Source organism: Williamsia muralis, assembly GCF_002735905.1.
Taxonomy (GTDB): Bacteria; Actinomycetota; Actinomycetes; order Mycobacteriales; family Mycobacteriaceae; genus Williamsia; species Williamsia muralis_A.
In genome coordinates this window covers 275,137-297,011 of the sequence record NZ_PEBD01000004.1, presented here as the reverse complement: position 1 = coordinate 297,011, position 21,875 = coordinate 275,137, and the positions used below count along the sequence as shown (strand labels likewise).

Below are 21,875 nucleotides of genomic sequence, written 5' to 3'. Positions count from 1 at the left end.
CGGTCCGACGGCAGACGCAGGCGGCGCTACAGCGCGCACGGAACCTGCGCGTACCCGGCGACCTCACAGGCGCTGGTGTTGGACAGCTTCCACTTGTTGTCTTTCCACACCCAGGTCAGGCCCATCGTCGCGTCATTGAAACCCGGCGACGAGAGGATGAGGTTGGCGGACATGGTGTTTCCGTTGACGGTCACCGGGCCCGCGATCCGCCATTTCACACCGGCGGGCTCGAACGTACGCAGCGTGTTGCCGATCCCCTCGCCCACCGGCACGCCTCGGGTGCCCGCCTCGAGTTCATCGGCTTTCTGGGCACTCGAGCCGTTCAGCACCAATTTCAGTTTGTTCTGCAGTTCTCCTGCGGACAACGCCGCGGGCGCAGCCGTTTCGGCTGCGGGCGCCTCGGTTGTGGCCGGTGCCGCGGGGGCCTGCGGTGCGTAGCCGCCACCCGAGGTGGTGCCACCTCCGACCGCTGGTGCGGGTGCAGCGGCCGCGGTGGTCGGCGCAGGGGCGGCGGGCGCAGCGGCGGTCGGCTGAGCCGTGGCTCCGGCCTGCACGGTTCCCTGCGGGTTCGCCGCGGCCCCGAGATTCACCACGGTGGGTTCGGCGGAGTTCGACGCCGAATTGTCGGTGTCGACCGCGAACAAAACCCCCACCACACCGATGGACACTATGAGCGCAGAGATGACCGCCGACACACCGGCAGCCACGAACACTGTCGGCACGTTGACACTCGAGTTCGATTTCTCGGTCACCACATCTGCTTTCTGTTCACTTCATGATCTCCCCGCATGTACGCGCTATTGAACCACGACACGGGCTTAAATGGTAAGCCTGTCCTTACCTGCTTCCGGAGTGCGATGACCGTCACCCGCCGACGGCGGTCTCAGACCCGACATCCATCAACCTGACCACCTCGTCGAACGATGCGCCGCCCAGGATCGCCTCCACCGGAAGGTCCCGATCGAGTTCGGATTTCACCCGGCGACGGAAATCGAGCGCCTGCAGCGAATCGAGCCCGAGCGCAACCAACGGCACCGTCCGGTCGATGTCGCCCCCGTCGATGCCCATCACGCGATTGAGCTCGGTGACGACCAATTCGGCAAAAACCGCGCTGTCCGTCGGCGCAGCGGGCATCTCGGGTGCTGCCGGTTCCGACGCCGTCGGCGAGCCGGCCGTCACCGGCGAAGGGGTAGTCGGCAACACGGACGAAGCCAACTGTGCCGGCGGGCGTTCGGGGACCAGCCCAGCGACCAGGGGTCCGTGCCCGAACAGGGACACGATGTCGTGCAGCTCGGCCCAGTCGGCCGCGGCGACGATCGTGTCCGCCGTCGCGCCGGTGAAGGCCACCGACAACGCGTCCGCGGGCCGCATGGGGATGACACCTGCCCCTTCGACCCGATCGACGCCGGCCGTGTCGAGCGGACCCTGCACGTTCCACAACCCCCACTGCACCGATGCCGCCCGCATGCCCTGTTCGCGCAGCGTGCGCGCCAGCACATCGAGCATCCGGTTGCCTGCCGCGTACAGGATCTGACCGCGACCTCCGAGGGTTGCCGCGATCGATGAACACAGCACAACACGACATCGTGGCGCCAGCGGTGTCGCCGCCAGCACATGCATGAGGCCGACGACCTTCGATTGTGTCGCTGCCGCAACGAGATCGGGTGTGATGTTGCCGGATTCGGCGTCCACATAGTTCACCGCAGCGTGTACCACCACGTCCACCGGCTCGGTCACGTGATCGGAGACGAACTGCAGAACCGATGCCTCGTCACCGACGTCACACGCCACGACATCGACCCTCGCGCCGCCCAGACTCCGGATGTGCCGCAATCGGCCTGCGGTGGAGGCGGTTTCACCTGATCGGCTGAGAAGGGTGATTCTGGTCGCGCCCCGCGTGGCGAAGTACTCGCAGAACTCCAGACCCAGCTTGCCGGTTCCACCGATGATCACCACGTGATCGTCGGGACCCGAACCGATGGCCGGATCGTCGAACCCGAGTGGTGCGGCGTCCCCGAGCACGGGCGCGGGGCGTCCGTCTACACCGTCGACGTAGGTAAGGCGTTTTGCGTAGACCTTGGCGCCGCGCAGGGCCAGCTCCGGCTCGGCAGCGATGTGCAGAGCACCGATGACGGCGGAGGCCGACGGTGCCCCCTCCCCGGGCAGATCGAGGTGCCGGAACGTCGTGCGCGGGTACTCGGCTGCCAGACATCGGAATCCGGCGTTGGCAGCGGCATGGAACAGATGCGGGACCGGGTCGTCTGGCACCACGTGTTCGCCGGCTGCAGTCACGAGCCAGCATTCGGCGGCGGCGGTGACCGCGGCCGGCAGCCAGCCCCGGTTGCCGAAGAAGTCGGACAGGTCCGCGATCGCGTCGGACACGGCGTCGCCGGAACCACCCGGCAACAGGATCACCACCGAATCGAACTGCACCGACCCCGGCGGTCCCTCCTGTCGGTACATGCTCGCGGTGGCGCCGTGGGCCGGCGCTGCGGCGCACAGGTCGGCGGCCCATTGCTCACACCGCCCGGTGTCGTCGACCAGCAGAATGGAACGCGGTGGCACCAGCGTGCGGCGCGCCAGTCGCGTCCACGTCTCGGTGATGCGACGGGGAAACAGCGCCGAGTCTTCCTCAGGCACTGCCGATTCCAGTTCCTGCCCGGGCGCCAGATGCGAGGCCCACAGCGACCGCCGCGCCATCTGCACGTGAGGGAAATCGGGCAGTGGGGGTACGGGTTCCACCTCGGCGACAGCGAGGGATTCCCACCGATAGCCGGAGTCGTTGACGGCGACGGTGGCGAGATTGTGTGTGAACTCGCGTAGGTCTTCTGCGCTGCGCCGCGACGTCCCGATCACGGGCATCGCCGCGTCAGGCGCTGTGGTCGCGATGTTCTCCTGGATGGCAAGCGCCAGGGTGGGGTGCTCGGCGATCTCGATGAAGGTGTTGGCCCCGCTGCGCACGGCGCCGCCGACCGCCAGATCGAACCGGACACGGTTACGAAGGTTCCAGAACCAGTAGTCCGACAACGGTTGTGACGGCGACATCGCCTTGCCGAGGGTACCGCCGAAGCATGGGGTCGACGTCTCCGTGAATCTCGAGTTCTCGAGCTTGTCGGCCAGCGCCTCACCGAGTTCGTCTCGGAATCTGCTGACGATGGAGGTGTGCGCCGGGTAGTCGACCCGGATCTCTTTCGCGAACTTTCCTGCCGCAGTCAGTGTTTCAACCATGTCGTGCACCGTCGAACGGTCGCCTGAGATGCACAGGATGTGCGGAGAATTGACCACCGACAGCTCTGCCCACCCCGAATGTTCGGCCAGTAGCGCCTCGCACTCATCACGGTCGATGGCGACCACTGCCATCGAATAGCCGGTCGGCGAGAACTCGACGACCAGATTTGCCCGGGTTGCCACCACGTGGATGACGTCCGTCAACGACATCGCTCCCGAAATGTACGCGGCGGCGATCTCACCCTGGCTGTGCCCCACCGTCAGCATCGGTTCCACGCCGAACGAACGCCACATCTGCGCCAGGGCGATCATCTGCATCAGAAGCGCGGGCTGTACCACGCGGATGTCTTCGTGCACACGCCCGTCCGCGTCGACCGAACGCTCCTGCTGATCGAGCAGATAGTCCCTGGGGGAGATGCCGTACAACTCGACGAAGATGTCGTTCATACGGTCCACCTCGTCCCGGAAAACCGGTGACGCGTCGTAGAACATCTTCCCCATACCGGGGTACTGACTGCCCTGCCCCGGAAAGACGAAAGCCGTTGTCCGCCTGGTCGCCGGGCCGCGACCACGCACCACGTCCGGATGGTCGCCGCCGTCCGCGAGCGCCTGCAGGCCGGCGGCGAGGCGATCCCGATCGGAGGCCATCACGAGTGCACGATGCCTGCGGACCACACGGGTACGCATCAGCATTGCCGCAACAGCACTCGGGGTCACCGTCGGGTTGTCGCGCACATACGCCGACAACGCGCCGGCCTCGGCCACCAGAAGCTCTGGCGAATCAGCAGACAGGACAACCGCGGTCCGGCCATCCGGTAGGCGAGGATCAGGCATGGCGGGCTCCCGCGGTGTCGACGGCCACGGCACTTTCCGGCATCGCGACGATCGCGTGCGCATTGGTGCCCGAGACCCCGAACGACGACACGGCGCCGTAGCGCACACCATCTTTCGGCTCCCAGTATTCGAGGCCCTCGGCCAATCGGAGCGCCGAACTGTCCCAGTCGACCTTCCTGGTGGGCCGATCGGCGTGCAGTGTCGGCGCGATGTGCCCCTTGCCGCCGCAGAGCAGCATCTTGATCAGGCCGAGCATCCCCGAGGCAGCCTGGGCGTGGCCGGCGTTCGACTTCACCGATCCCAGCTTCACCGCCCCGGCGCTCCCCTGCCCGTAGGTGTTCTGCAATGCGGTCAGCTCCATCGGGTCGCCGAGCGGTGTCCCGGTGCCATGCCCCTCGATCAGGCCGATGTCGCCGGCCTCCACCTCCGCTGCCGCCAGTGTCTTCTCGATCAGGCGAACCTGCGCCGCCGCACTCGGCACCACGATCGGCATTCCCTTGCCGTTGTGGTTGATACGTGTTGCCAGCACGCGCCCGTGGATCCGGTGTCCGAGAGCCCGCGCCCTGGATTCGCGTTCGACGACGACCACGCCGGCCCCTTCACCCCACAGAGTTCCGGTGGCATCGGCCGCATACGACCGGCAATGTCCGTCCGATGCCAGCCCGTTGTTCTTGGAGAACTCGTAAAACGCAGCGGGAGAACCCATCACGCAGACGCCGCCGGCAAGCGCCCAATCACATTCGTCGTCGCGGACCGCTCCGGCGGCTAGGTGCAGTGCTGTCAGCGACGAAGCGCAGGCCGTGTCCACGCTGATTGATGGCCCGACGAGTCCGAGGCTGTGTGAGATCCTGCCGGCAACCGCGCCGAGCGCGGTTCCGGTGATGCGGTGACCGCTGAACTCGTTGACAGCGGCCGCTCGCGGGCCGTACTCACTGATCGACACGCCCATGTAGCAACCGACCTCCGCATCCTCCAGAGAACCGGGGTTGATACCGGCGTCTTCGAGTGCGCGCCAGGCAACTCGCATGGCGACCCGCTGCTGAGGGTCCATTGCGATCGCTTCGCGTGGACTGATCCCGAAGAAGCCCGGGTCGAAATGCGATGCGCCGTCGAGGAATCCTCCGGCATCGGCGACGGCACTCCAGCCGTCGAGCCGATGCAGAGCGAACAGTTCCTCGATCGGCCAGTCGCGGTCTCTGGGAAAAGGACCGATCAGCTCACGCCCGGCGACGAGTGCCTCCCAGAAGGCTCCGGTGTCCTCGATTCCTCCCGGCGCTTCCACGGCCATCCCGGAGATGACGATCGGATCGTTCGTGTTCGCTGACATTCGCCGGCTCCGCTACCGCTGGATCGATTGTTGTGTTGCCGCGGGTTCGGCGACGAGCAACTCGGCGACATCGTCACGGTTCTCGTCGAGATAGAAGTGCCCGCCGTCGAAGACGGTCACATCGACCGAACCGGTGGTGTGTGTGCCCCAGCCGTGCAGTTGGCCGGGGGTGATGAAGGGGTCCTCCGCGCCCCCCATGGCGCGGATCGGGGCCGCGACCGTCACCTCGGGGCGGCAGGAGTAGGCATCGAAGGCGCGGTAGTCGATCTTCATGACAGGCAACGCCATCCGCATCACATCCGCACTCGCCAGCACGTCACCACCGGTGCCGTTCAGCGCCGAGAGGTGCTCGAGCAATTCCTCGTCCCCCGTCGGGTGGGGAGGCAGGTCCGCAACCTGTGATGGCGCCACCGCCGCCGACACCCCGAGCAATCGCACGTCGATGCCGCGGGCTTCGGCCAGACGGACGAACTCGAACGCGGTGACAGCACCCATGCTGTGGCCGAACACGGTGATCGCTGCCTGTCGGTTCCATCTCGATCCGACGAACTCTGCAAAGGCACCCGCAGCGAGATCGGGCAATGTCTCCGCCGGCGCCTCCCGTGCGCGGTCCTGCCGTCCCGGATATTGGAAGACGATCACGTCGAAGGAGGCACTGAGTTCTTTGGAGAACGCCCGGTAGGTCGATGCCCCGCTGCCCGCGTGGGGAAAGATCAACAGAGGCGGATTCGCCGGGGACGTGGGCTGGTGGAACTGCCGGATCCATCCGAGGTCGCGTGACATCTAGGTACTGCTCCTTCATCCTGGGCGGCCATGGGCCGACACCCCCGGGCGGCCAGAAGCGCTGCTTTTCCGGCGGTCAGAGGCCGGTTCCCGGTACCCGAAGGCCGGAACTCCTTGGTTAGGCTACCCTACTTGCGTCCGGCTGAACTGAACGGAGCACGACCGACGTGACCTCGCATGTCCTCAAACGTGAACTCACCGACGTCGGTGACGATGTCCGGGCAGCCCCGCCGCCGGTGGTGCCCGACTTCGATCCGCCGTTTGCGTTGCGCCTCGTCGACCCCGACGGCTCCGACCCGGAGATGCTCGCCGCGTGGATGTCGCTGCCGCACCTGGTGGAGACCTGGGAACAGCCATGGTCGGCTGCGCAGTGGCGAGCAGACTCGGCGGCACGCCTTGCCGGCGACTACTCGCGCCCGTGCATCGTGAGTGCCGATCTCGCCGCATTCGGAGTGTCCGGTGAAGCGATGACCGAGGTGGCGTACGTGGAGCTGTACCGCCCGGCCCGCGACGAGAACGCCAAGGTGTATCCCGCTGCGCCCCGCGACATGGGATTTCACATCGCGACCGCACGAACCGACCTCCTCGGCCGAGGTGTGATGTCTACCTGGATGGAACGGCTCGCGGAGGCGATCTGGGCGGCAGAGCCGTTGTGCCAAAGTATCTTTGTGGACCCCGATCATCGGAACGTCCACATGCGGCGGGCTCTGGCGAAGAAGGGCTATCGCGATCTCGGCGAGTTCGACGTGCGTCCCGGTCGCCGGATTGCGCTGCATTCGCTCAGCCGACCCTGACCGCTCCCCGGAGTCGGCCGGTCGGTCATCTACGTCCGTAGCCCGCTTGGGCTCGCCGGCCCGGTGACACCTTCTCGGGCGCGCGCAGCAGACGATTGGACAGCTCTCCCAGGCAACTGAGATTCGGAAAACCGGGGCCCTGGGCGAATCCGGCCAGATTCGGCAGATACAGCTTGGGGAGAAGACCGGTGACCGAGAGGTCGTAGCCGATGGACAGTTCCAGACGTTCTTGATCGATCGGCCAGCCGATCGCGAGTTCGATGAGGTCTGTGGTGGCCGGGTCGAACAGCTCCATGAACCACAAGGGCTGTCCACCCGTGGCATCCACCACGAGGTCGAAGGTGTGCGCCTGGTCCGAACGCAGTTCGTTGTGCAGCGTCACCGCCACCGACGGCCCCTGCTCTACCACCCGCACCACTCTTCCCTGCAGGTGATGGACTCGGGCGTCGCTGATCAGGTTCTCCTGCACGCGAACCGAGAACACACCGCGGTCGGTGCGGCGGATCACGTCGCGTCTCTCGGCAGTGCTGAGCGCCGCCCACTTGGACGGGTCGCTGAACAACGCGTTCTCGAAGAAGCTCTCTCCGCGGGTGTAGATCGTGGCCATCGGTGAGATCACGGAGATCGTCATCGCGTCGTGTCGAACCAGTTCGTCCAGTGCAGACCCGGCAGTCTCGCCACCGCCGATCACGGCGGCCCGAGACGATGCTGGAATCTCCCTGCGCCCGGCCAGGTTCCAGAACTCGGCGATGCTCAGTACCCTCGGGTGCCGGGCCAGGGCTCGATCGCTGCGGCCCGGGCCGGAGATCATCAGCGCGTCGGCCGTGATCTCCTGTATCGAGCCATCAACTCCCGACACCTCGACATTCCAGCCGGGGCCATCGGCCGAGATCTTGCGCGCCGTCCCGAGCACCACCTCCAGGTCGATCCTGCTCGCCACCCACTGCAGGTACTTTGCCCAGGTGCTGTGCGGAGGTGCCGGTCTGCCCCGATCGATCCATTCCGAGTAGGTGCCGCGATCGATGAGATACGACGTCCAGCTGTAGGCCATCATCCGCGTGTTGATCTCGTGGTTGTGCCCGCGAGCGATGTTGGAGCGGTACGGAAATCCGATGTCCTTTTCCGGGCTCGTGCCCAGTCGATGCCGACCGTCGGTCCATCCACCCCCGGCTTGCCAGTTGGCGCCGACGGCATGCGATTCCACCGCCACGACACGCGGCGCCGGTAGGCCGAGTTCCCGCATCACCGTCGCCTTGGCCGCGACAGCAAGCGCTTTCGGTCCGGCCCCGACGACCAGTAGCGTCTGCACCGGCGGCCGGCTCGCACCGCTCATTCGGTCACCCGGTCCGCGAGTTCGTCGTCGCCCATCGCGATGACCTCGAGGTACATGTCCGCAACCTGCTCGAGGCGGCCGACGACAGGGTCGGAGGCCATCAGCCTCTCGGCGATGGTCGCAACCGTCCGTCCCGAGAACACGTCGGCCACAACCGCGTTCGGCGCATCCAGCCACTCACGGACACGGGCGACCAGTGTGGTCGCGAGCACCGAGTCCCCACCGAGAGCGAAGAAGTCGTCGTCCCGCCCGACCCGGTCGGCCCCGATGAGCTCGCCGACAATGTGGGCGAGCGCGCGCTCGAGTGCGGACCGGGCCGGCTCGAACTCCGAGCTGGTGTCCTCGATGTCGAACATCGTGTGCACCGCCCGGCGATCGAGTTTCCCGACGCCGGTGATCGGCATCGTTTCCAGGATGAGCAACTGTACGGGGATCATGTACCCGGGCAGCAACTCCCGAAGACCGTCCAGCACGGCGTCGCGCTCGAGCGAGACACCGAACTCCGGCGACACGGCGGCCACCAACGTGGGAGCTGCGCCCGTGAGCACCGACGCCACCGCACGGTGTACCCCCGGCAGCAACCGGAGCGCGCCCTCGACCTCACCCAGTTCCACCCGGTAGCCGCGGATCTTCACCTGATGGTCGGCACGTCCGAGGAACTCCAGGCAACCGTCGGGCCAGTAGCGCGCGAGATCGCCGGTGCGATACCAGTTCTGGCCATGGTGGCGCACAAAGCGGTCGGCGGTGCGTCCGGGGTCGCCGCGATATCCGTGCGCGACCCCGGCTCCCCCGATCCACAGTTCGCCGGCGACCCAGTCCGGGCAGTCGTTGCCCGTGGCGTCGACAACCCGGCACTGCACGTTGTTCAGCGGCGTTCCGTACGGCACTGCGGCCCAATGATCAGGCGGGTCCACCGTCTCGCAGATCGTGGCGTGGATGGCCGTCTCGGTGGTACCACCGAGGCCGGCAACCCGAACGCCCGGTGCCAGCGCAGTCATGCGGCGGGGCAGGTCGACGCCGACCCAGTCGCCACCGAGGAACACCGCGCGCACCGACGCGAGCGCGGTGCTGCCGGCGGGTGTGGCGTTGAGCAGCATGTCGAGCAGGCTGGGTACGCATGCGAGCAGCGTGATCGAATGGCGCTCGATCAGTGCCTTCCAGACGTCGGGATCGGTGCGCTCGGCGTCGGTCATCGTGACAACTGTGCCGCCGACACCCCACAGTCCGAAGATGTCGTAGATCGACAGATCGAACTCGAGGTTGGAGACCAGCAGGGCGCTGTCGGCGGCAGTCACACCGAAGCGGTGATGCAGGTCGTCGATGGTGTTCATGACCGCACGGTGTGGCACCTCGACCCCTTTGGGGATCCCGGTGGACCCGGATGTGAACAACACATACGCGACGGACTCGCGGTCCGGGATCACTGCCTCTGCAAGAGGGGCGGGACACTGTGCGGCGTCGGTGTAGGTGAGCGCGGTGAGGCCGGTCGGTAGGTGGGGATCGGGAGTGGCACCCACCCAGGCGACAACCTGTCCAGCGGCAAGGATGTGCGCTCGCCGCGCCGCGGGTTGATCGTGACCCACCGGTACGTACGAGGCACCTGCGGCGAGGATGCCGAGGGTGGCGATGATCTGTTCGGGACCTTTCGGAAGCTGTACCGCGACAGCCTGACCCGGCTTGACACCCGCCTGGTGCAGCGCTCCCGCGACAGCGAGAGCTGCTGCCCCGACCTCACGATAGGTCAACAGGCCCTCTGCACCGAACCGGATGGCTGCAGCCTCCGGAGTCGTTGCCGCCCACGAGAAGAACCCCTCGTGCAGCACCTGTCCGCTGGTCGGGTGGTCGGTCGCGTTGACCCGGTCGCGCACCGCACGCTGATCGAGGGGAAGCTGCGGGGTGGTGGCGGCCTCCCAGGCCGCCTTCGAGAGGGTGAGCCTGTCGACCGCCACACGGTACTGGTTGAACATCGCGTCGACGACCCCTGGAGAGAAGGCCGATTCACGCACGTCCCAGTTGAGCAGCAGTCCGCCCCGCACCTCGGTGACCTGCGCATCGAGCAGGACCTGCGGGCCCTGCGAGACGATCCACTCGGGATCGCCGAAGGTGTGCACAACATCGTCGTCGAACAGCTCGCCGAGATTGAGTGCGCTGGTGTACACGACCGGCGCGAGCACCTGTTCTCCGCGATGGCGACCGAGGTCACGCAGTACTTCGAGCCCGCTGTAGGAGGCATGGGACCCGTTCGCGTGCATCACTTTCTGCAACGCACGGGCGCGGTCGAGAATGGATGAGTGGGCAGAGGCGTCGACGTCGAGCAGGACCGAGGTGGTGAAGTCGCCGATCAGCCGATCGGCGTCCGGATGTACGGCCTCGCGCTGGAACAGGGGAAGATTCAGCAGGAATCGGGGCGTACTCGACCATCGCGCGATCGACTCGGCGAACACCGACGCCAGAGCCATGGCCACCGTCACGCCACGCTCGTGCGCTGCCGCGATGAGGGTTTCCTTGGCTGCCGCATCGATCCAGTGGTGGTGGCGCACCACCCGGTGTTCGTCGGTTCGCTGCGACCTCGGCACCAGCGGAAGCGCTGGGGCCGAGGGTAATTCATCGAGCCGCTTCGACCACCACTGCTGATCGCGAGAACGATTGACGTCCGGATGCTCGTCGCGCCAGGCGAGGTAGTCCCGGTAGGTGAACTCGGTGGCAGGTAGTGAACGGCCGTGATAGGCCGCAGCCAGGTCGGCCAGCATCGTCCGGTAGCTCATCGCGTCACCGGCGATCATGTCGACATCGACGTGAAGCCGCGTCCTGCCGTCCGGCAACAGCGTCAGGGTGATGTCGAGGACCTGGCCTTCTTCGATCGGCAGCATCTGGTGAGACTTGTTCTGGCGCAACTCGTTCAGGACCTGCTCGACCTGCGCATCGCCTACCGATCTGAGATCCACGACGTCGAAAACCGCGCGGCCGGGTTCGGCCAACACGCGCTGCGTACCGTCGGACAGGATCTGTACCCGGAGCATCGGATGTGCCGCAACCAGACGTGCAACGGCTTCTCGGAGTCGTGACGGGTCCACATCGGCTCCGTCGAACTCGACGTAGAGGTGGGCCGCGACACCGCCCAGGTCCTGACCTTCGGAGCGGCCGATCCAGTAGGCATGCTGCATCGGCGCCAGCGGGAAGGGCCCCGACTCGGCGAGCGCCTCGTGCGGGGCGTCCGGTGACGCCGACTGTTCTTGCGTCGACGGGGGAATCGACACCTCGTCGGCCTGTGACCGCGCCGATTCCGGGTCCCCGCCGATGAGGTTCGCCCAGGCGGCAACCGATGGAGCCTCGGCCAGCTGCGCGAAGTTCACGTTGTGGCCCCGTTTGCGCCAGCCACCCGCGATCTTCATCATCCGGATCGAGTCGAGACCGAGTCCGATGAGGTCGGCGTCGTCGTCGATGGTGTCCGGAGAACACCCGAGTTGCTCGGCGATCTGCCGGCGGATCTCATCGAGGCCGACCTTGTCCGTGGGCTCGGTACCGTCGTTCATCACACGGCTCAGCGGTCGTCGGACGTGCGTTCGACGAGATAGGGCGCGATGCTCCCCAACTTCTCACACGTCTCGGTGAATTCCCGCTCGGGAGACGACTGGCCGACGATGCCGGCACCGGCGCGCACCCAGGACCGGCCACCTTCCCGGAAGACGGTGCGCAAAGCCAGTGCAGCCTCGAGCTCGCCTTCGGACGAGGCGGTCAGAACCGCTCCCGAGTACAGTCCGCGCCTGGTGTCCTCCAGACGGTAGATCGCATCCACCGCAGCAGGTTTCGGGATACCAGAGGCTGTGACGGACGGAAAGAGCACCTCGAGCGCGTCCCAGGGCCCGAACCCCGGCGCGAGCGTTCCCTGCACGGTCGAAGCGAGGTGCTGAACACTGCCCCGTTCGCGGACCACCATGAACTCGGTCACCGCGGTGGTGCCGGGCAGCGCCACCGACTGCACCTCGGTGAACGAGGTGCGAACCGAAACCGCGTGTTCCACAATCTCTTTCGAGTCCGACACCAACTCGGCACGAGAGGCTGCGTCGAGTTCGGGCGACCGGCCGAATGCGCGTGTGCCCGCCAGCGGTTCGGTGACGATCCGGCGGTTGGCGTCAACCGATCCGACGAGCTCTGGACTGAAACCCGCCGCTTCGAGACCACCGAGCCGAAGCAGGAACGATCGAGCGGGGTTGTTCTTCTTCCGGCCCTCGCTGTAGGTGGCGGCGATGTCGACGTCGAAGGGGACATCGACCCCTCGCGAGATGATCACCTTCTCGTAGTCCCCGCGATGAATCTCCGCGACCGCCTTCGCCACGCGACCCCGGTAGTCGGACGGGTCGTCGTCGACCGGCAAGGGACTCGGCGACACCGGGTGAGAATGCGGCGCACGGGCCGCCATCTCGCGCAGTCTCTCGGCCAGTTCGTCGCCACCACCCTCCACCCGGATGCCGTCGGGTTCCACCCATGCCTCGAATTCGGGCACGACGAGGTGGGCGAGCACGCTGCCTGCGGTGAGGTGATCGCCGGCACCGAGACCCGGCGCGCAGAAGTCGAACGCGATCCATCCGTAGACACGCCAGTGCGGGAAGGGCAGCCCGGCGAGCGCTGCGGAGATCGCGCCGGCAGGCAGGCCCGACCAGGCTTGTGACGTCGACTCGGTCCCGATCGTCGTGACCACCTCGTCGGTGGTGAGCACGACGCTGGCCCGCTGTCCCCCGGCGAAGACCCAGCGATTCTCGCGTTCGTACACGACATAGTCGTCGGCGACGTCCGCCTGCGCCCAGGCCGCACAGATCTGTGCGGCACCGAGGTCCCGGAGAACCGCCCCGGACTCGTCGCCGCCCTTGTTGTCGCCGCCCTTGTTGTCGCCGCCCTTGCTGCCACTGTTGGTGTCGATGGTCGCGGTCACGCGATCGCCCCGGCAAATGCTCTGCTGCTCATGGCATCCTCTACTCACCCGCACCACGTGTGGACCCCAATGGCCCACGGACTTGACAGGCGTCTTGTCGATCGAAAGTTCGTCCGTGCCCCCATGATCCCAGCAACCGCGGACTTAGGATGGGCTAACTCTCGCGCTTGAGGCTAGCCTAACCAACTGATCTGGGCCAAGTCTACGATCACCACATGTCTGTGATGCACGACGGCAGCGACCTCACGAGCGGTTTCACACCCCACCCCCCGGCGGCCGCAGCGCGGTACCGGAAGCTGGGCCTGTGGCGAGAGACACCTCTCTGGCGAATGTTGTGGGACCAGGCCGATGGCACACCGGATGCGCCCGCCGTCTCCGACATCACCCGCACGCTGAGCTATCGCGACCTGGCCGAGTCGTCGGCCCGGCGTGCGGCCGGGTTCGTCGAGGCCGGGCTGCGCCCCGGCGAACGCGTGGTGCTGCAGAACCAGAACTCGGTAGATTTTGCGGTCAACTTCTTCGGCATGCTGCGGGCGGGAATCGCGCCCGTGATGACTCTCCCCGCCCACCGCATCAACGAGATCGCCCATCTGGCTCAGACCGCCGGGGCGGTTGCCTATGTCTGCCATGGCCGCGCCGGCGGGTACGACTACCGCGACCTGGCCCACCAGCTGCGCGGGCGGGTCGACACCATCCGCGCAGTCTTTGTCGACGGTGACCGGGGTTTCGAGGCCGCGCCGCCACAGGGCGACCCGAGCCGCCTCGACGTTGTTCCCGCCCCGGATCCCGACAGCCCCGCACTCTTCCTGGTGTCCGGGGGCACCACAGGTCTGCCCAAACTGATCCCGCGCACCCACAACGACTACCGGTACAACGCCGAACTCAGCGCCGAGGCGGCCGGGTGGACCTCCTCCGACACCTACCTCGTGGCGCTTCCCGCCGCGCACAACTTCCCGCTGGCCTGCCCAGGGTTGCTCGGCATCATGTCCGTCGGTGGCCACGCGGTGTTCACCGACAACCCCTCTCCCGACCACACCTTCGACCTGATCGAGAAGTACCGGGTCACCGCGGTGGCGCTCGTACCCGCGTTGGCACAGGTCTGGACCGCCGCGACCGATTGGGAACCCGCCGACGTCTCGTCACTGCGGCTGCTGCAGGTGGGTGGGGCCAAGCTCGCCGAATCCGACGCGATTGCTGCGAATGCGGCGTTCAGCGGCGCGGTACAGCAGGTGTTCGGGATGGCCGAGGGGCTGATCTGTTACACCCGGTCCACCGACGACGAACAGACGGTCACCCGCACCCAGGGTCGCCCGATGAGCGACCACGACGAAGTGCGGGTGGTGGACGAGAACGGTGATGAGGTCCCCGACGGCGCGGAAGGTGAGTTGCTGGTGCGCGGTCCGTACACAATCCGCGGCTACTACCGCGCCGGCGAGCAGGGCCGGCGGTCGTTCACCGACGACGGCTTCTACTGCAGCGGTGATCGTGTGCGGAGACTGGCCTCGGGCCATTTCGTCGTCACCGGCCGCATCAAGGATACCATCGTCCGCGGCGGTGAGAACGTCGCGGCCGACGATGTGGAAGAAAACCTGCTTGCCCACAACAACATTCGACAGGTCGCGGTTGTCGGAATGCCCGACGACTCCCTGGGCGAACGCATCTGCGCCGTCATCGTCGCCGACGGCCCGGCGCCTGATCTCCCGACCATCCGGCAGTTCCTCGCCGACCGCGGGCTGGCGACGTTCAAGCAGCCCGACCAGCTCGAGGTGGTCGCCGGTCTGCCGGTGACCGCGGTCGGGAAGATCGACAAACGCGCATTGCTGCTGCAGCTGACTTGACGAGCGGCGTAAGCTGCCCTTGGACAATAGAAAAGCACGGGGGCTCTCACGATCCGAGGGCTGAGATGACGGCAGGCGGCCGTCGACCGGATGAACCTGACCGGGTAATGCCGGCGTAGGGAGAAAAATGGTTGACGCCGTAAATTCTGTGACCACGGGCCCGATCCGCGGGAGCTCCAAGACCTACCAGCAGATCGATCATCTGCGGGTACCCGGGCGGCGGGTGCACCTGTCGAACGGTGAACACCTCGACCTGTACGACACCTCCGGCCCGTACACCGAGCACAATCCCGAGTTCGACCTCGAAGTCGGTCTGCCCAAGATCCGCGACAGCTGGAACCGGCCCGGGCCGGTGGACGGCGCCAGCACCCAACTCGCTTGGGCAAGAGTAGGTTTGATCACGGACGAGATGCGCTTCATCGCCGCCCGTGAGCAGATGGATCCGGAGTTCGTGCGGTCCGAGGTCGCGATCGGCCGAGCAGTCATCCCGGCCAACCATCGCCACCCGGAGTGCGAGCCGATGATCATCGGCAAGGCGTTCACCGTCAAAGTCAACGCGAACATCGGCAATTCGGCGGTCAGCTCGTCGATCGCCGAAGAGGTGGAGAAGATGGTCTGGGCCACCCGGTGGGGTGCTGACACCATCATGGACCTCTCCACCGGCAAGGACATCCACGCCACCCGCGAGTGGATCATGCGCAACTCACCGGTTCCGGTGGGCACGGTGCCGATCTACCAAGCCCTCGAGAAGGTGAACGGCGACCCGGTCAAGCTGACGTGGGAAGCCTACCGCGACACCGTGATCGAGCAGGCCGAGCAGGGTGTGGACTACATGACGGTCCACGCCGGCGTGTTGCTGCGATACGTGCCGCTCGCCGCGAACCGGGTCACCGGCATCGTGTCGCGAGGGGGGTCCATCATGGCTGCCTGGTGTCTGGCCCACCACGAGGAGTCCTTCCTCTACACCCACTTCGAAGAGCTGTGCGAGATCTTCGCCCGCTACGACATCACGTTCTCCCTCGGAGACGGTCTGCGACCGGGCTCGATCGCCGACGCCAACGACGCCGCCCAGTTCGCCGAACTGCGCACGCTCGGCGAACTCACCAAGATCGCGAAATCACATGGCGTACAGGTGATGATCGAGGGTCCCGGGCACATCCCCATGCACAAGATCGTCGAGAACGTCCGCCTCGAGGAAGAGCTGTGCGAGGAGGCGCCGTTCTACACGCTGGGCCCACTCGCCACCGACATCGCCCCCGCATACGACCACATCACCTCGGCGATCGGCGCGGCGATGATCGCACAGGCCGGTACCGCGATGCTCTGCTACGTGACCCCGAAAGAGCATCTGGGACTTCCCAACCGCGACGATGTGAAGGTCGGTGTGATCACCTACAAGATCGCCGCGCACGCAGCTGATCTGGCCAAGGCTCATCCGCGCGCGCAGGAACGAGACGACGCCCTCTCGCGGGCACGTTTCGAGTTCCGCTGGAACGACCAGTTCAACCTGGCCCTCGACCCCGACACCGCCGTCGAGTACCACGACGAGACGATGCCCGCCGAGCCTGCCAAGACGGCCCACTTCTGTTCGATGTGCGGCCCGAAGTTCTGCTCGATGCGGATTTCCGCGGATGTACGGGCGTACGCGGAAGAGCACAACTTGGTGACCCAGGACGACATCGACCGCAAGCTGGCCGCGGACATGGCGGCCAAATCGGCCGAGTTCGTGGAGAAAGGTGCGGCCGTGTACCTGCCGCTCACCGAGGCCGGCTCGGCACCCGCGACCGGTGTGGGTCCCGTACTTTCGACACCATGACCGACGCCGTGCAGCTTCTACCCCGGGTACCGCTGGGGCAGACACCCATCCGAGTGATGACCATCGCCGGAACCGACTCCGGCGGTGGCGCAGGCATCAACGCCGACCTTCGGACGATGGCCCTCTGCGGAGTCCATGCCACGGTGGCCGTCGCCGCGGTGACGGTTCAGAACTCGCTGGGCGTCAGCGGTTTCCACCCGATTCCGCCGAGTGTCGTGGCCGACCAGATGCGGTCGGTGATCACCGACATCGGGATAGGCGCGGCCAAGACCGGCATGCTCGCTTCTGGCGAGATCATCGATGCGGTGGTGGGCGCGGCCGGTGAGCTGGATCTGGGTCATGGACGGGCCATCCCCCTGGTGGTCGACCCGGTCTGCGCGTCCATGCACGGCGACCAGCTTCTGGCCGACGAGGCGATGGATTCGCTTCGCGGAAAACTGATCCCGATCGCCACACTGATCACGCCCAACCTGGACGAGGTGCGGCTCATCACCGGGATCGACGTCACCGACCGGGTCTCCCAGGAGAAGGCCGCACGCGCGCTCCACGCTCTGGGTGCTCAATGGGCTCTGGTCAAAGGAGGTCATCTGCGGTCGGACCCGAACAGTCCGGATCTGCTCTTCGACGGCACGGACTTCATCGAGCTCACCGCTCCGAGAATCGACACCGGCCACGACCACGGTGCCGGAGACACGTTGGCCGCGGCCATCACCTGCGCGCTGGCACACGGCTATTCGGTACCCGATGCCGTCCGATTCGCGAAGTCGTGGGTCACCAGGTCGCTGTCCGTGGCCTACCCCTTGGGGGCAGGCCACGGACCGGTCAACCCGCTCTGGCGGCTCGAGGTCTAGCGAGACCCCGTCGTCGTCTGGTCAGGCGTCGCGGCGATCGGTCACGAAGATCGCCGCACCGAAGACCAATGCGGTGATCACGATGAAGTAGAACAGCGACCCGTATTCGTTCCAGTACCAATCGAATCCGAGTTCTCGGCCATCGATGAAGTGGTTGGCGTTCAGGAACGGCATGAGAGGTCCGGCAACGTCCCGGACCTTCGGGATCGCCGACAGTACGTTCTCGAGCACCAGGCTCCAGACCAGCAAGATGACGATCGCACCGGCCGTCTGGCGGATCAATGCACCGATACCCAACCCGATGAGCACAGCCAGGAATGCGTACAGCGGAACGCCCCAGTACAGCCGGATGGCGTGGGAGCCGAGCAGGTCGACGTCGGAACCCGACATAGCCTTGCCGATCGGAATCGAGATCAGGGTGAGCACAAACGTCACTGCCGCAGCCAAACCGCCATATACGGCCGCCTTGGCCAGCAAAACGTTGTAACGCTGCGGAACCGCCTGGAACGAGGTCCGGATGGTGCCGAAACGGAACTCACTGGTGACCGCCAGCACGGCCATGATCATGAGGACCGTGACACCGAATCCGGTGGTACCGACCACGAAGTCGGAGACGTTGACCTCGTTGTCCGAGGTGTTGTCGGCATTGGTGGCCCACCCCAGGAGAAATGCCAGACCCAGTCCGAGAACGATGACGATGCCGACACACCAGTACGGAGACTTGGTGGTGACGAGTTTGATGCGCTCTGCCGCTACGGCGTTGGTGAGCATCAGGCTTTACCCCCAGATTGATTCTGACCCGATTCGTCCCAACCTGATTGCGGATGACCCGGTTGCGCGTAACCCGATTGGCCCGCAGGCGGTTGCACACCTGGTTGCGGACCCCACCCCGGTGGCGGTGGGGCGAATTGACCGTGCTGAGCAGGATAGGAGGGTCCCGACTGTTGTTGTCCGGGAAAGGCCATCGCGTCGTTGCCGTGATATTCGACAGCACCCGCGGTCATCGACATGAACACTTCCTCGAGTGAAGCCGTCTTGCCCGAGAGCTCGTGAAGGCCGATGCCGTTGGCCGCAGCGATGTCGCCGACCTGGTCGGTGGTGACGTTCTCCAGGCGCAACGACTGGCCTGCCCCGTCGTCGGCCACCGGCACCGAACGCAGCCCGGCCGCGGCGAGCGCAGCCTGCAGTTCGCCCAGTTTGGGACTACGCACGCGGACGGTGACCTGCGCGCTGCTGGTGAAGTCCTTGACAGACGCGTCAGCGATCAGCTGTCCGCGGCCGATCACCACCAGATGCTCTGCGGTGAGCGACATCTCGGTGAGCAGATGACTCGACACCAACACGGTGCGCCCCTGGTCGGCCAGAGCCCGCATGAACTTTCGGATCCAGACGATGCCTTCGGGATCGAGGCCGTTGACCGGCTCGTCGAAGAGCAGGACACCTGGGTCGCCGAGCAGTGCACCCGCCAATCCGAGGCGCTGGGACATGCCGAGTGAGAAGCCCCCGGCCTTCTTGCCGGCCACCTCGGTGAGTCCGACATCGGCCAGCACCTGGTCGACACGGTGGTTCGGGATCCCGTTGGACGCCGCCATCCAGCGCAGGTGGCTGCGGGCGGTGCGGTTCGGATGTACCCACTTGGCGTCGAGCAAAGCGCCCACCTGTGTCAGCGGCCTCTTGAGCTCGCGGTACGGCAACCCATTGATGGTCGCGGTACCCGACGTGGGACGGTCGAGCCCCAGGATCATCCGCATGGTGGTGGACTTGCCTGCACCGTTGGGACCCAGAAAACCGGTCACCACACCTGGTTTCACGTCAAACGTGAGGTTGCTGACCACCTGGTTCTTGCCATAGACCTTCGTCAGGCCCTGAACTCTGATCATGGCCCTCAGTGTGCCAGAGCAGCACCGCCGCCCACCTCATCCTTGTGACTGATCTTCACCGGTGGTCTCGGCAGTCGAGCCGCGGCGACGACGCCTGGGCCCAGAACCGCTTGGGGATCCGGCCGGCACCGCGGGCGAGCCTGCCCGCGGTCACCGCCGAACGCATCGCGGCAGCCATCCGGGCCGGGTCGGCAGCCCTGGTCACCGCAGAGGCGAGTAGGACCGCGTCACAACCGAGCTCCATGGCCAGCGCCGCGTCACTCGCGGTGCCGATGCCCGCATCCAAGATCACCGGCACGCCCGCAGTCGCGACGATCATCTCGATGTTGTGTGGGTTGCTGATGCCCAGCCCCGTTCCGATCGGTGAGCCGAGAGGCATCACGGCGGCGGCCCCGGCATCTTCGAGTCGTCGCGCGAGGATCGGGTCGTCGTTGGTGTACGGCAACACCACGAACCCGTCCTGGACCAGACGGTCGACCGCTTCGATCAACTCGGGTCCGTCCGGGAGAAGGGTTCGTTCGTCGCCGACCACCTCGACCTTGACCCAGTTGGTGTCCAGTGCCTCTCGGGCCAGTTGCGCCGTGAGCACGGCCTCGGCGGCGGTCCGGCAACCCGCGGTGTTGGGCAGCACCTCGATCTGCAAGCGGCGCAACAGATCCAGTACTCCGGTGCGTCCGCCGGCATCGACCCTGCGCATGGCCACCGTCGTCATCTCGGTGCCGGAGGCGACCAGCGCGTCTTCGAGAACCGCCAAGTTGGCGGCGCCACCGGTGCCGGTGATGAGCCGAGACGTGAACTCGCGGCCCGCGATCACCAGCGAGTCGTCGGCAGCGGTATCCACCTGAGTCAGTTCGTCAGGCGCCGTGAGCTGTTCAGCCACCCTGCACCGCCGTGAGGATCTCGATCCGCTCACACGGCCCCAGCTCCTGCGCCCACCGGGACTGCGGATGCACCACGCCGTCGACGGCAACAGCGACCCCGGTACGGGGGAGGTCGAGTTGGTCGAGCAACGTCAGCACGGTCGCCCCGTCGGGTAGCCGAACGTCGTCGCCGTTGACGTTTACATCGGTTGCCATGCGAATCTCCCTGGTTCTGTCGCTGGTTGGTCGATCTCCTTGCCGGAGAGGATGTCTGTCACCAGATCTGCGGTGACCGGGCACATCAGGATGCCGTTGCGGCCGTGACCCGTCGCCACGATCGTCCGCTCGTCGAGCCTGCCGATGAGTGGCATTCCGTCGGGTGTGGCGGGGCGCAGTCCCGCCTCGGCGCTGAGGAGGTGGTACTCGCGCAATGACGGCATGAGCTCGATGGCGTCGGTGAGCAGGTCCGCCACCCCACCGGCCACGGGACGCCGGTCGAACCCGCTGTCGTACTGGGTGGCACCGACGACAACGCCGTCGGGCCGAGGCACCACGTACACCGCCCGCCCGTTGACCCGGCCGCGCACAACGTGTTTCGGTGGCGGCAGTGCACCCGGTGTGGATCCGAGTCGCAGAACTTCGCCCTTGGACGGATAGACCGGGAGTCCGGTCCAGAGCGCGGCCGACCCGACACCTGCGGCGAGCAGCACCTGGTCGGCGGAGACCTCCGCGAGGTCGTGCACCGTTGTGGTCTCGATCCGTACTCCCGACGCCGCTGCGCGGTCGGCCAGCACGGCAAGCAGGCGGCGATTGTCCACTGCCATCTCTCGCCGGGCCAGGTAACCACTGCGAACCCGCCCAGACACCGCGGGCTCGAGTGCGCGGATCTCCCTGCCGGTCAACGGTTCTATCGGATGACCGCGTCGGGTCAGCCATGCGGCGACCATGGCCAGCTCGCCGACGTCCGCGCTGTCGACACCCACCATCAGGCTCGAGGAGGCAGCGACCACCTGATCGTCGCCCAGCCTGTCGACGAACTCAGGCCAGCGCGACATCGCCTGCTCGGCAAACGCGAGGTAGACGTCGTCACCGGTGCGACTCTCCCCCGCGATGCCCAGCATCCCGGCCGCCACCCGAGATGCAGCGGTGGAAACCAGCCCCCCGCCGCGCTGCGGCTCGAGATGACCCGAGTCGTAAATGGTTACCTGCCAGCCTGATTCGGCGGCACGGACCGCGCATGCCAGACCTATGACGGCGCCACCGACGATTGCGAGAGACTTCATCCCACCTTCTTCCTTCGCCGGCATTACCCGGATCAGGTGTAACGGTCATGGGCAGGCTCGCGACCCAGATCTCAGCCCGACGCATCCCTCGGGCACCCGTGTGTGTACTGACCGACAG

At 66.4% G+C, this 21,875-nt stretch carries 16 protein-coding genes and 1 riboswitch; of the genes, 4 read left to right on the top strand and 12 right to left on the bottom strand.

The window, feature by feature from the left end; genetic code table 11:
- Window positions 1–26 precede the first annotated feature (26 nt).
- From CSW57_RS02085 to CSW57_RS02070, 4 genes are all read right to left on the bottom strand, one after another.
- Window positions 27–752, bottom strand: coding sequence for a hypothetical protein (locus tag CSW57_RS02085; RefSeq protein WP_143696451.1), 726 nt, complete (start codon window positions 750–752; stop codon window positions 27–29).
- A 112-nt stretch (window positions 753–864) separates the two neighbouring features.
- A complete protein-coding gene (gene nbtC, locus CSW57_RS02080) occupies window positions 865–4,062 on the bottom strand; it encodes a nocobactin polyketide synthase NbtC (RefSeq protein ID WP_099381236.1) in 3,198 nt (1,065 codons plus the stop codon).
- Complete coding sequence (locus CSW57_RS02075; protein ID WP_099381235.1) at window positions 4,055–5,389, bottom strand: polyketide synthase; 1,335 nt, start codon at window positions 5,387–5,389, stop codon at window positions 4,055–4,057. Before CSW57_RS02075 ends, nbtC begins: the two co-directional genes overlap by 8 nt.
- 12 nt (window positions 5,390–5,401) lie before the next feature.
- Window positions 5,402–6,172 (bottom strand): thioesterase II family protein, encoded by a 771-nt coding sequence (locus CSW57_RS02070; protein WP_099381234.1) that lies wholly within the window; start codon window positions 6,170–6,172, stop codon window positions 5,402–5,404.
- A 167-nt stretch (window positions 6,173–6,339) separates the two neighbouring features.
- On the opposite strand from CSW57_RS02070, the gene CSW57_RS02065 reads away from it, so the two are divergent.
- Entirely contained in the window at window positions 6,340–6,966 is a 627-nt protein-coding gene (locus CSW57_RS02065) for a GNAT family N-acetyltransferase (RefSeq protein WP_099381233.1), read from the top strand.
- Window positions 6,967–6,991: 25 nt separating this feature from the next.
- On the opposite strand, the gene CSW57_RS02060 is transcribed toward CSW57_RS02065, so the two are convergent.
- Genes CSW57_RS02060 through CSW57_RS02050 form a run of 3 tightly spaced genes read right to left on the bottom strand, consistent with a single transcriptional unit; the run spans window position 6,992 to window position 13,229 of the window.
- Window positions 6,992–8,299, bottom strand: a complete 1,308-nt coding sequence (locus CSW57_RS02060; RefSeq protein WP_099381232.1) for a SidA/IucD/PvdA family monooxygenase — start codon at window positions 8,297–8,299, stop codon at window positions 6,992–6,994.
- Complete coding sequence (locus tag CSW57_RS02055; protein ID WP_099381231.1) at window positions 8,296–11,832, bottom strand: non-ribosomal peptide synthetase; 3,537 nt, start codon at window positions 11,830–11,832, stop codon at window positions 8,296–8,298. The genes CSW57_RS02060 and CSW57_RS02055 overlap by 4 nt, the downstream gene beginning before the upstream one ends.
- 8 nt (window positions 11,833–11,840) lie before the next feature.
- A complete protein-coding gene (locus tag CSW57_RS02050; protein ID WP_370623877.1) occupies window positions 11,841–13,229 on the bottom strand; it encodes a salicylate synthase in 1,389 nt (462 codons plus the stop codon).
- Window positions 13,230–13,444: 215 nt separating this feature from the next.
- Between CSW57_RS02050 and CSW57_RS02045 the strand changes: the two genes are divergently transcribed.
- The 3 genes from CSW57_RS02045 (at window position 13,445) to thiD (ending at window position 17,734) form a co-directional block, all read left to right on the top strand.
- Entirely contained in the window at window positions 13,445–15,067 is a 1,623-nt protein-coding gene (locus tag CSW57_RS02045) for a (2,3-dihydroxybenzoyl)adenylate synthase (protein WP_099381230.1), read from the top strand.
- Between the two features lie 127 nt (window positions 15,068–15,194).
- Window positions 15,195–16,883 carry a phosphomethylpyrimidine synthase ThiC gene (gene thiC / locus CSW57_RS02040; RefSeq protein ID WP_099381229.1) on the top strand — a complete coding sequence of 563 codons (1,689 nt, stop codon included), beginning with the start codon at window positions 15,195–15,197 and terminating at the stop codon, window positions 16,881–16,883.
- Window positions 16,880–17,734 carry a bifunctional hydroxymethylpyrimidine kinase/phosphomethylpyrimidine kinase gene (thiD, locus tag CSW57_RS02035; RefSeq protein WP_189339105.1) on the top strand — a complete coding sequence of 285 codons (855 nt, stop codon included), beginning with the start codon at window positions 16,880–16,882 and terminating at the stop codon, window positions 17,732–17,734. The genes thiC and thiD overlap by 4 nt, the downstream gene beginning before the upstream one ends.
- 21 nt (window positions 17,735–17,755) lie before the next feature.
- Here the strand turns inward: thiD and CSW57_RS02030 are convergent, their stop codons facing one another.
- From CSW57_RS02030 to thiO, 5 genes are all read right to left on the bottom strand, one after another.
- On the bottom strand, window positions 17,756–18,505 hold the full coding sequence (locus CSW57_RS02030; RefSeq protein ID WP_099381228.1) for an ABC transporter permease: 750 nt from the start codon (window positions 18,503–18,505) through the stop codon (window positions 17,756–17,758).
- Window positions 18,505–19,614 (bottom strand): ABC transporter ATP-binding protein, encoded by a 1,110-nt coding sequence (locus CSW57_RS02025; protein WP_099381227.1) that lies wholly within the window; start codon window positions 19,612–19,614, stop codon window positions 18,505–18,507. Before CSW57_RS02025 ends, CSW57_RS02030 begins: the two co-directional genes overlap by 1 nt.
- Window positions 19,615–19,669: 55 nt before the next feature.
- A complete protein-coding gene (locus CSW57_RS02020; protein ID WP_370623876.1) occupies window positions 19,670–20,494 on the bottom strand; it encodes a thiazole synthase in 825 nt (274 codons plus the stop codon).
- A complete protein-coding gene (gene thiS, locus CSW57_RS02015; protein ID WP_023956287.1) occupies window positions 20,487–20,690 on the bottom strand; it encodes a sulfur carrier protein ThiS in 204 nt (67 codons plus the stop codon). Before thiS ends, CSW57_RS02020 begins: the two co-directional genes overlap by 8 nt.
- Window positions 20,675–21,757, bottom strand: coding sequence for a glycine oxidase ThiO (gene thiO / locus CSW57_RS02010; protein WP_099381226.1), 1,083 nt, complete (start codon window positions 21,755–21,757; stop codon window positions 20,675–20,677). Before thiO ends, thiS begins: the two co-directional genes overlap by 16 nt.
- Window positions 21,748–21,867, bottom strand: a riboswitch (TPP riboswitch). (Overlaps the previous gene by 10 nt.)
- Window positions 21,868–21,875 lie beyond the last annotated feature (8 nt).

Bases quoted from the DNA above. Each gene is read 5' to 3' on its own strand.
- CSW57_RS02030 (WP_099381228.1), bottom strand. From the start codon at position 18,505: ATGCTCACCAACGCCGTAGCGGCAGAGCGCATCAAACTCGTCACCACC.
- thiD (WP_189339105.1), top strand. From the start codon at position 16,880: ATGACCGACGCCGTGCAGCTTCTACCCCGGGTACCGCTGGGGCAGACA.
- CSW57_RS02025 (WP_099381227.1), bottom strand. From the start codon at position 19,614: ATGATCAGAGTTCAGGGCCTGACGAAGGTCTATGGCAAGAACCAGGTG.
- CSW57_RS02060 (WP_099381232.1), bottom strand. From the start codon at position 8,299: ATGAGCGGTGCGAGCCGGCCGCCGGTGCAGACGCTACTGGTCGTCGGG.
- CSW57_RS02055 (WP_099381231.1), bottom strand. From the start codon at position 11,832: ATGAACGACGGTACCGAGCCCACGGACAAGGTCGGCCTCGATGAGATC.
- thiS (WP_023956287.1), bottom strand. From the start codon at position 20,690: ATGGCAACCGATGTAAACGTCAACGGCGACGACGTTCGGCTACCCGAC.
- nbtC (WP_099381236.1), bottom strand. From the start codon at position 4,062: ATGCCTGATCCTCGCCTACCGGATGGCCGGACCGCGGTTGTCCTGTCT.
- thiC (WP_099381229.1), top strand. From the start codon at position 15,195: ATGGTTGACGCCGTAAATTCTGTGACCACGGGCCCGATCCGCGGGAGC.
- thiO (WP_099381226.1), bottom strand. From the start codon at position 21,757: ATGAAGTCTCTCGCAATCGTCGGTGGCGCCGTCATAGGTCTGGCATGC.
- CSW57_RS02070 (WP_099381234.1), bottom strand. From the start codon at position 6,172: ATGTCACGCGACCTCGGATGGATCCGGCAGTTCCACCAGCCCACGTCC.
- CSW57_RS02045 (WP_099381230.1), top strand. From the start codon at position 13,445: ATGTCTGTGATGCACGACGGCAGCGACCTCACGAGCGGTTTCACACCC.
- CSW57_RS02075 (WP_099381235.1), bottom strand. From the start codon at position 5,389: ATGTCAGCGAACACGAACGATCCGATCGTCATCTCCGGGATGGCCGTG.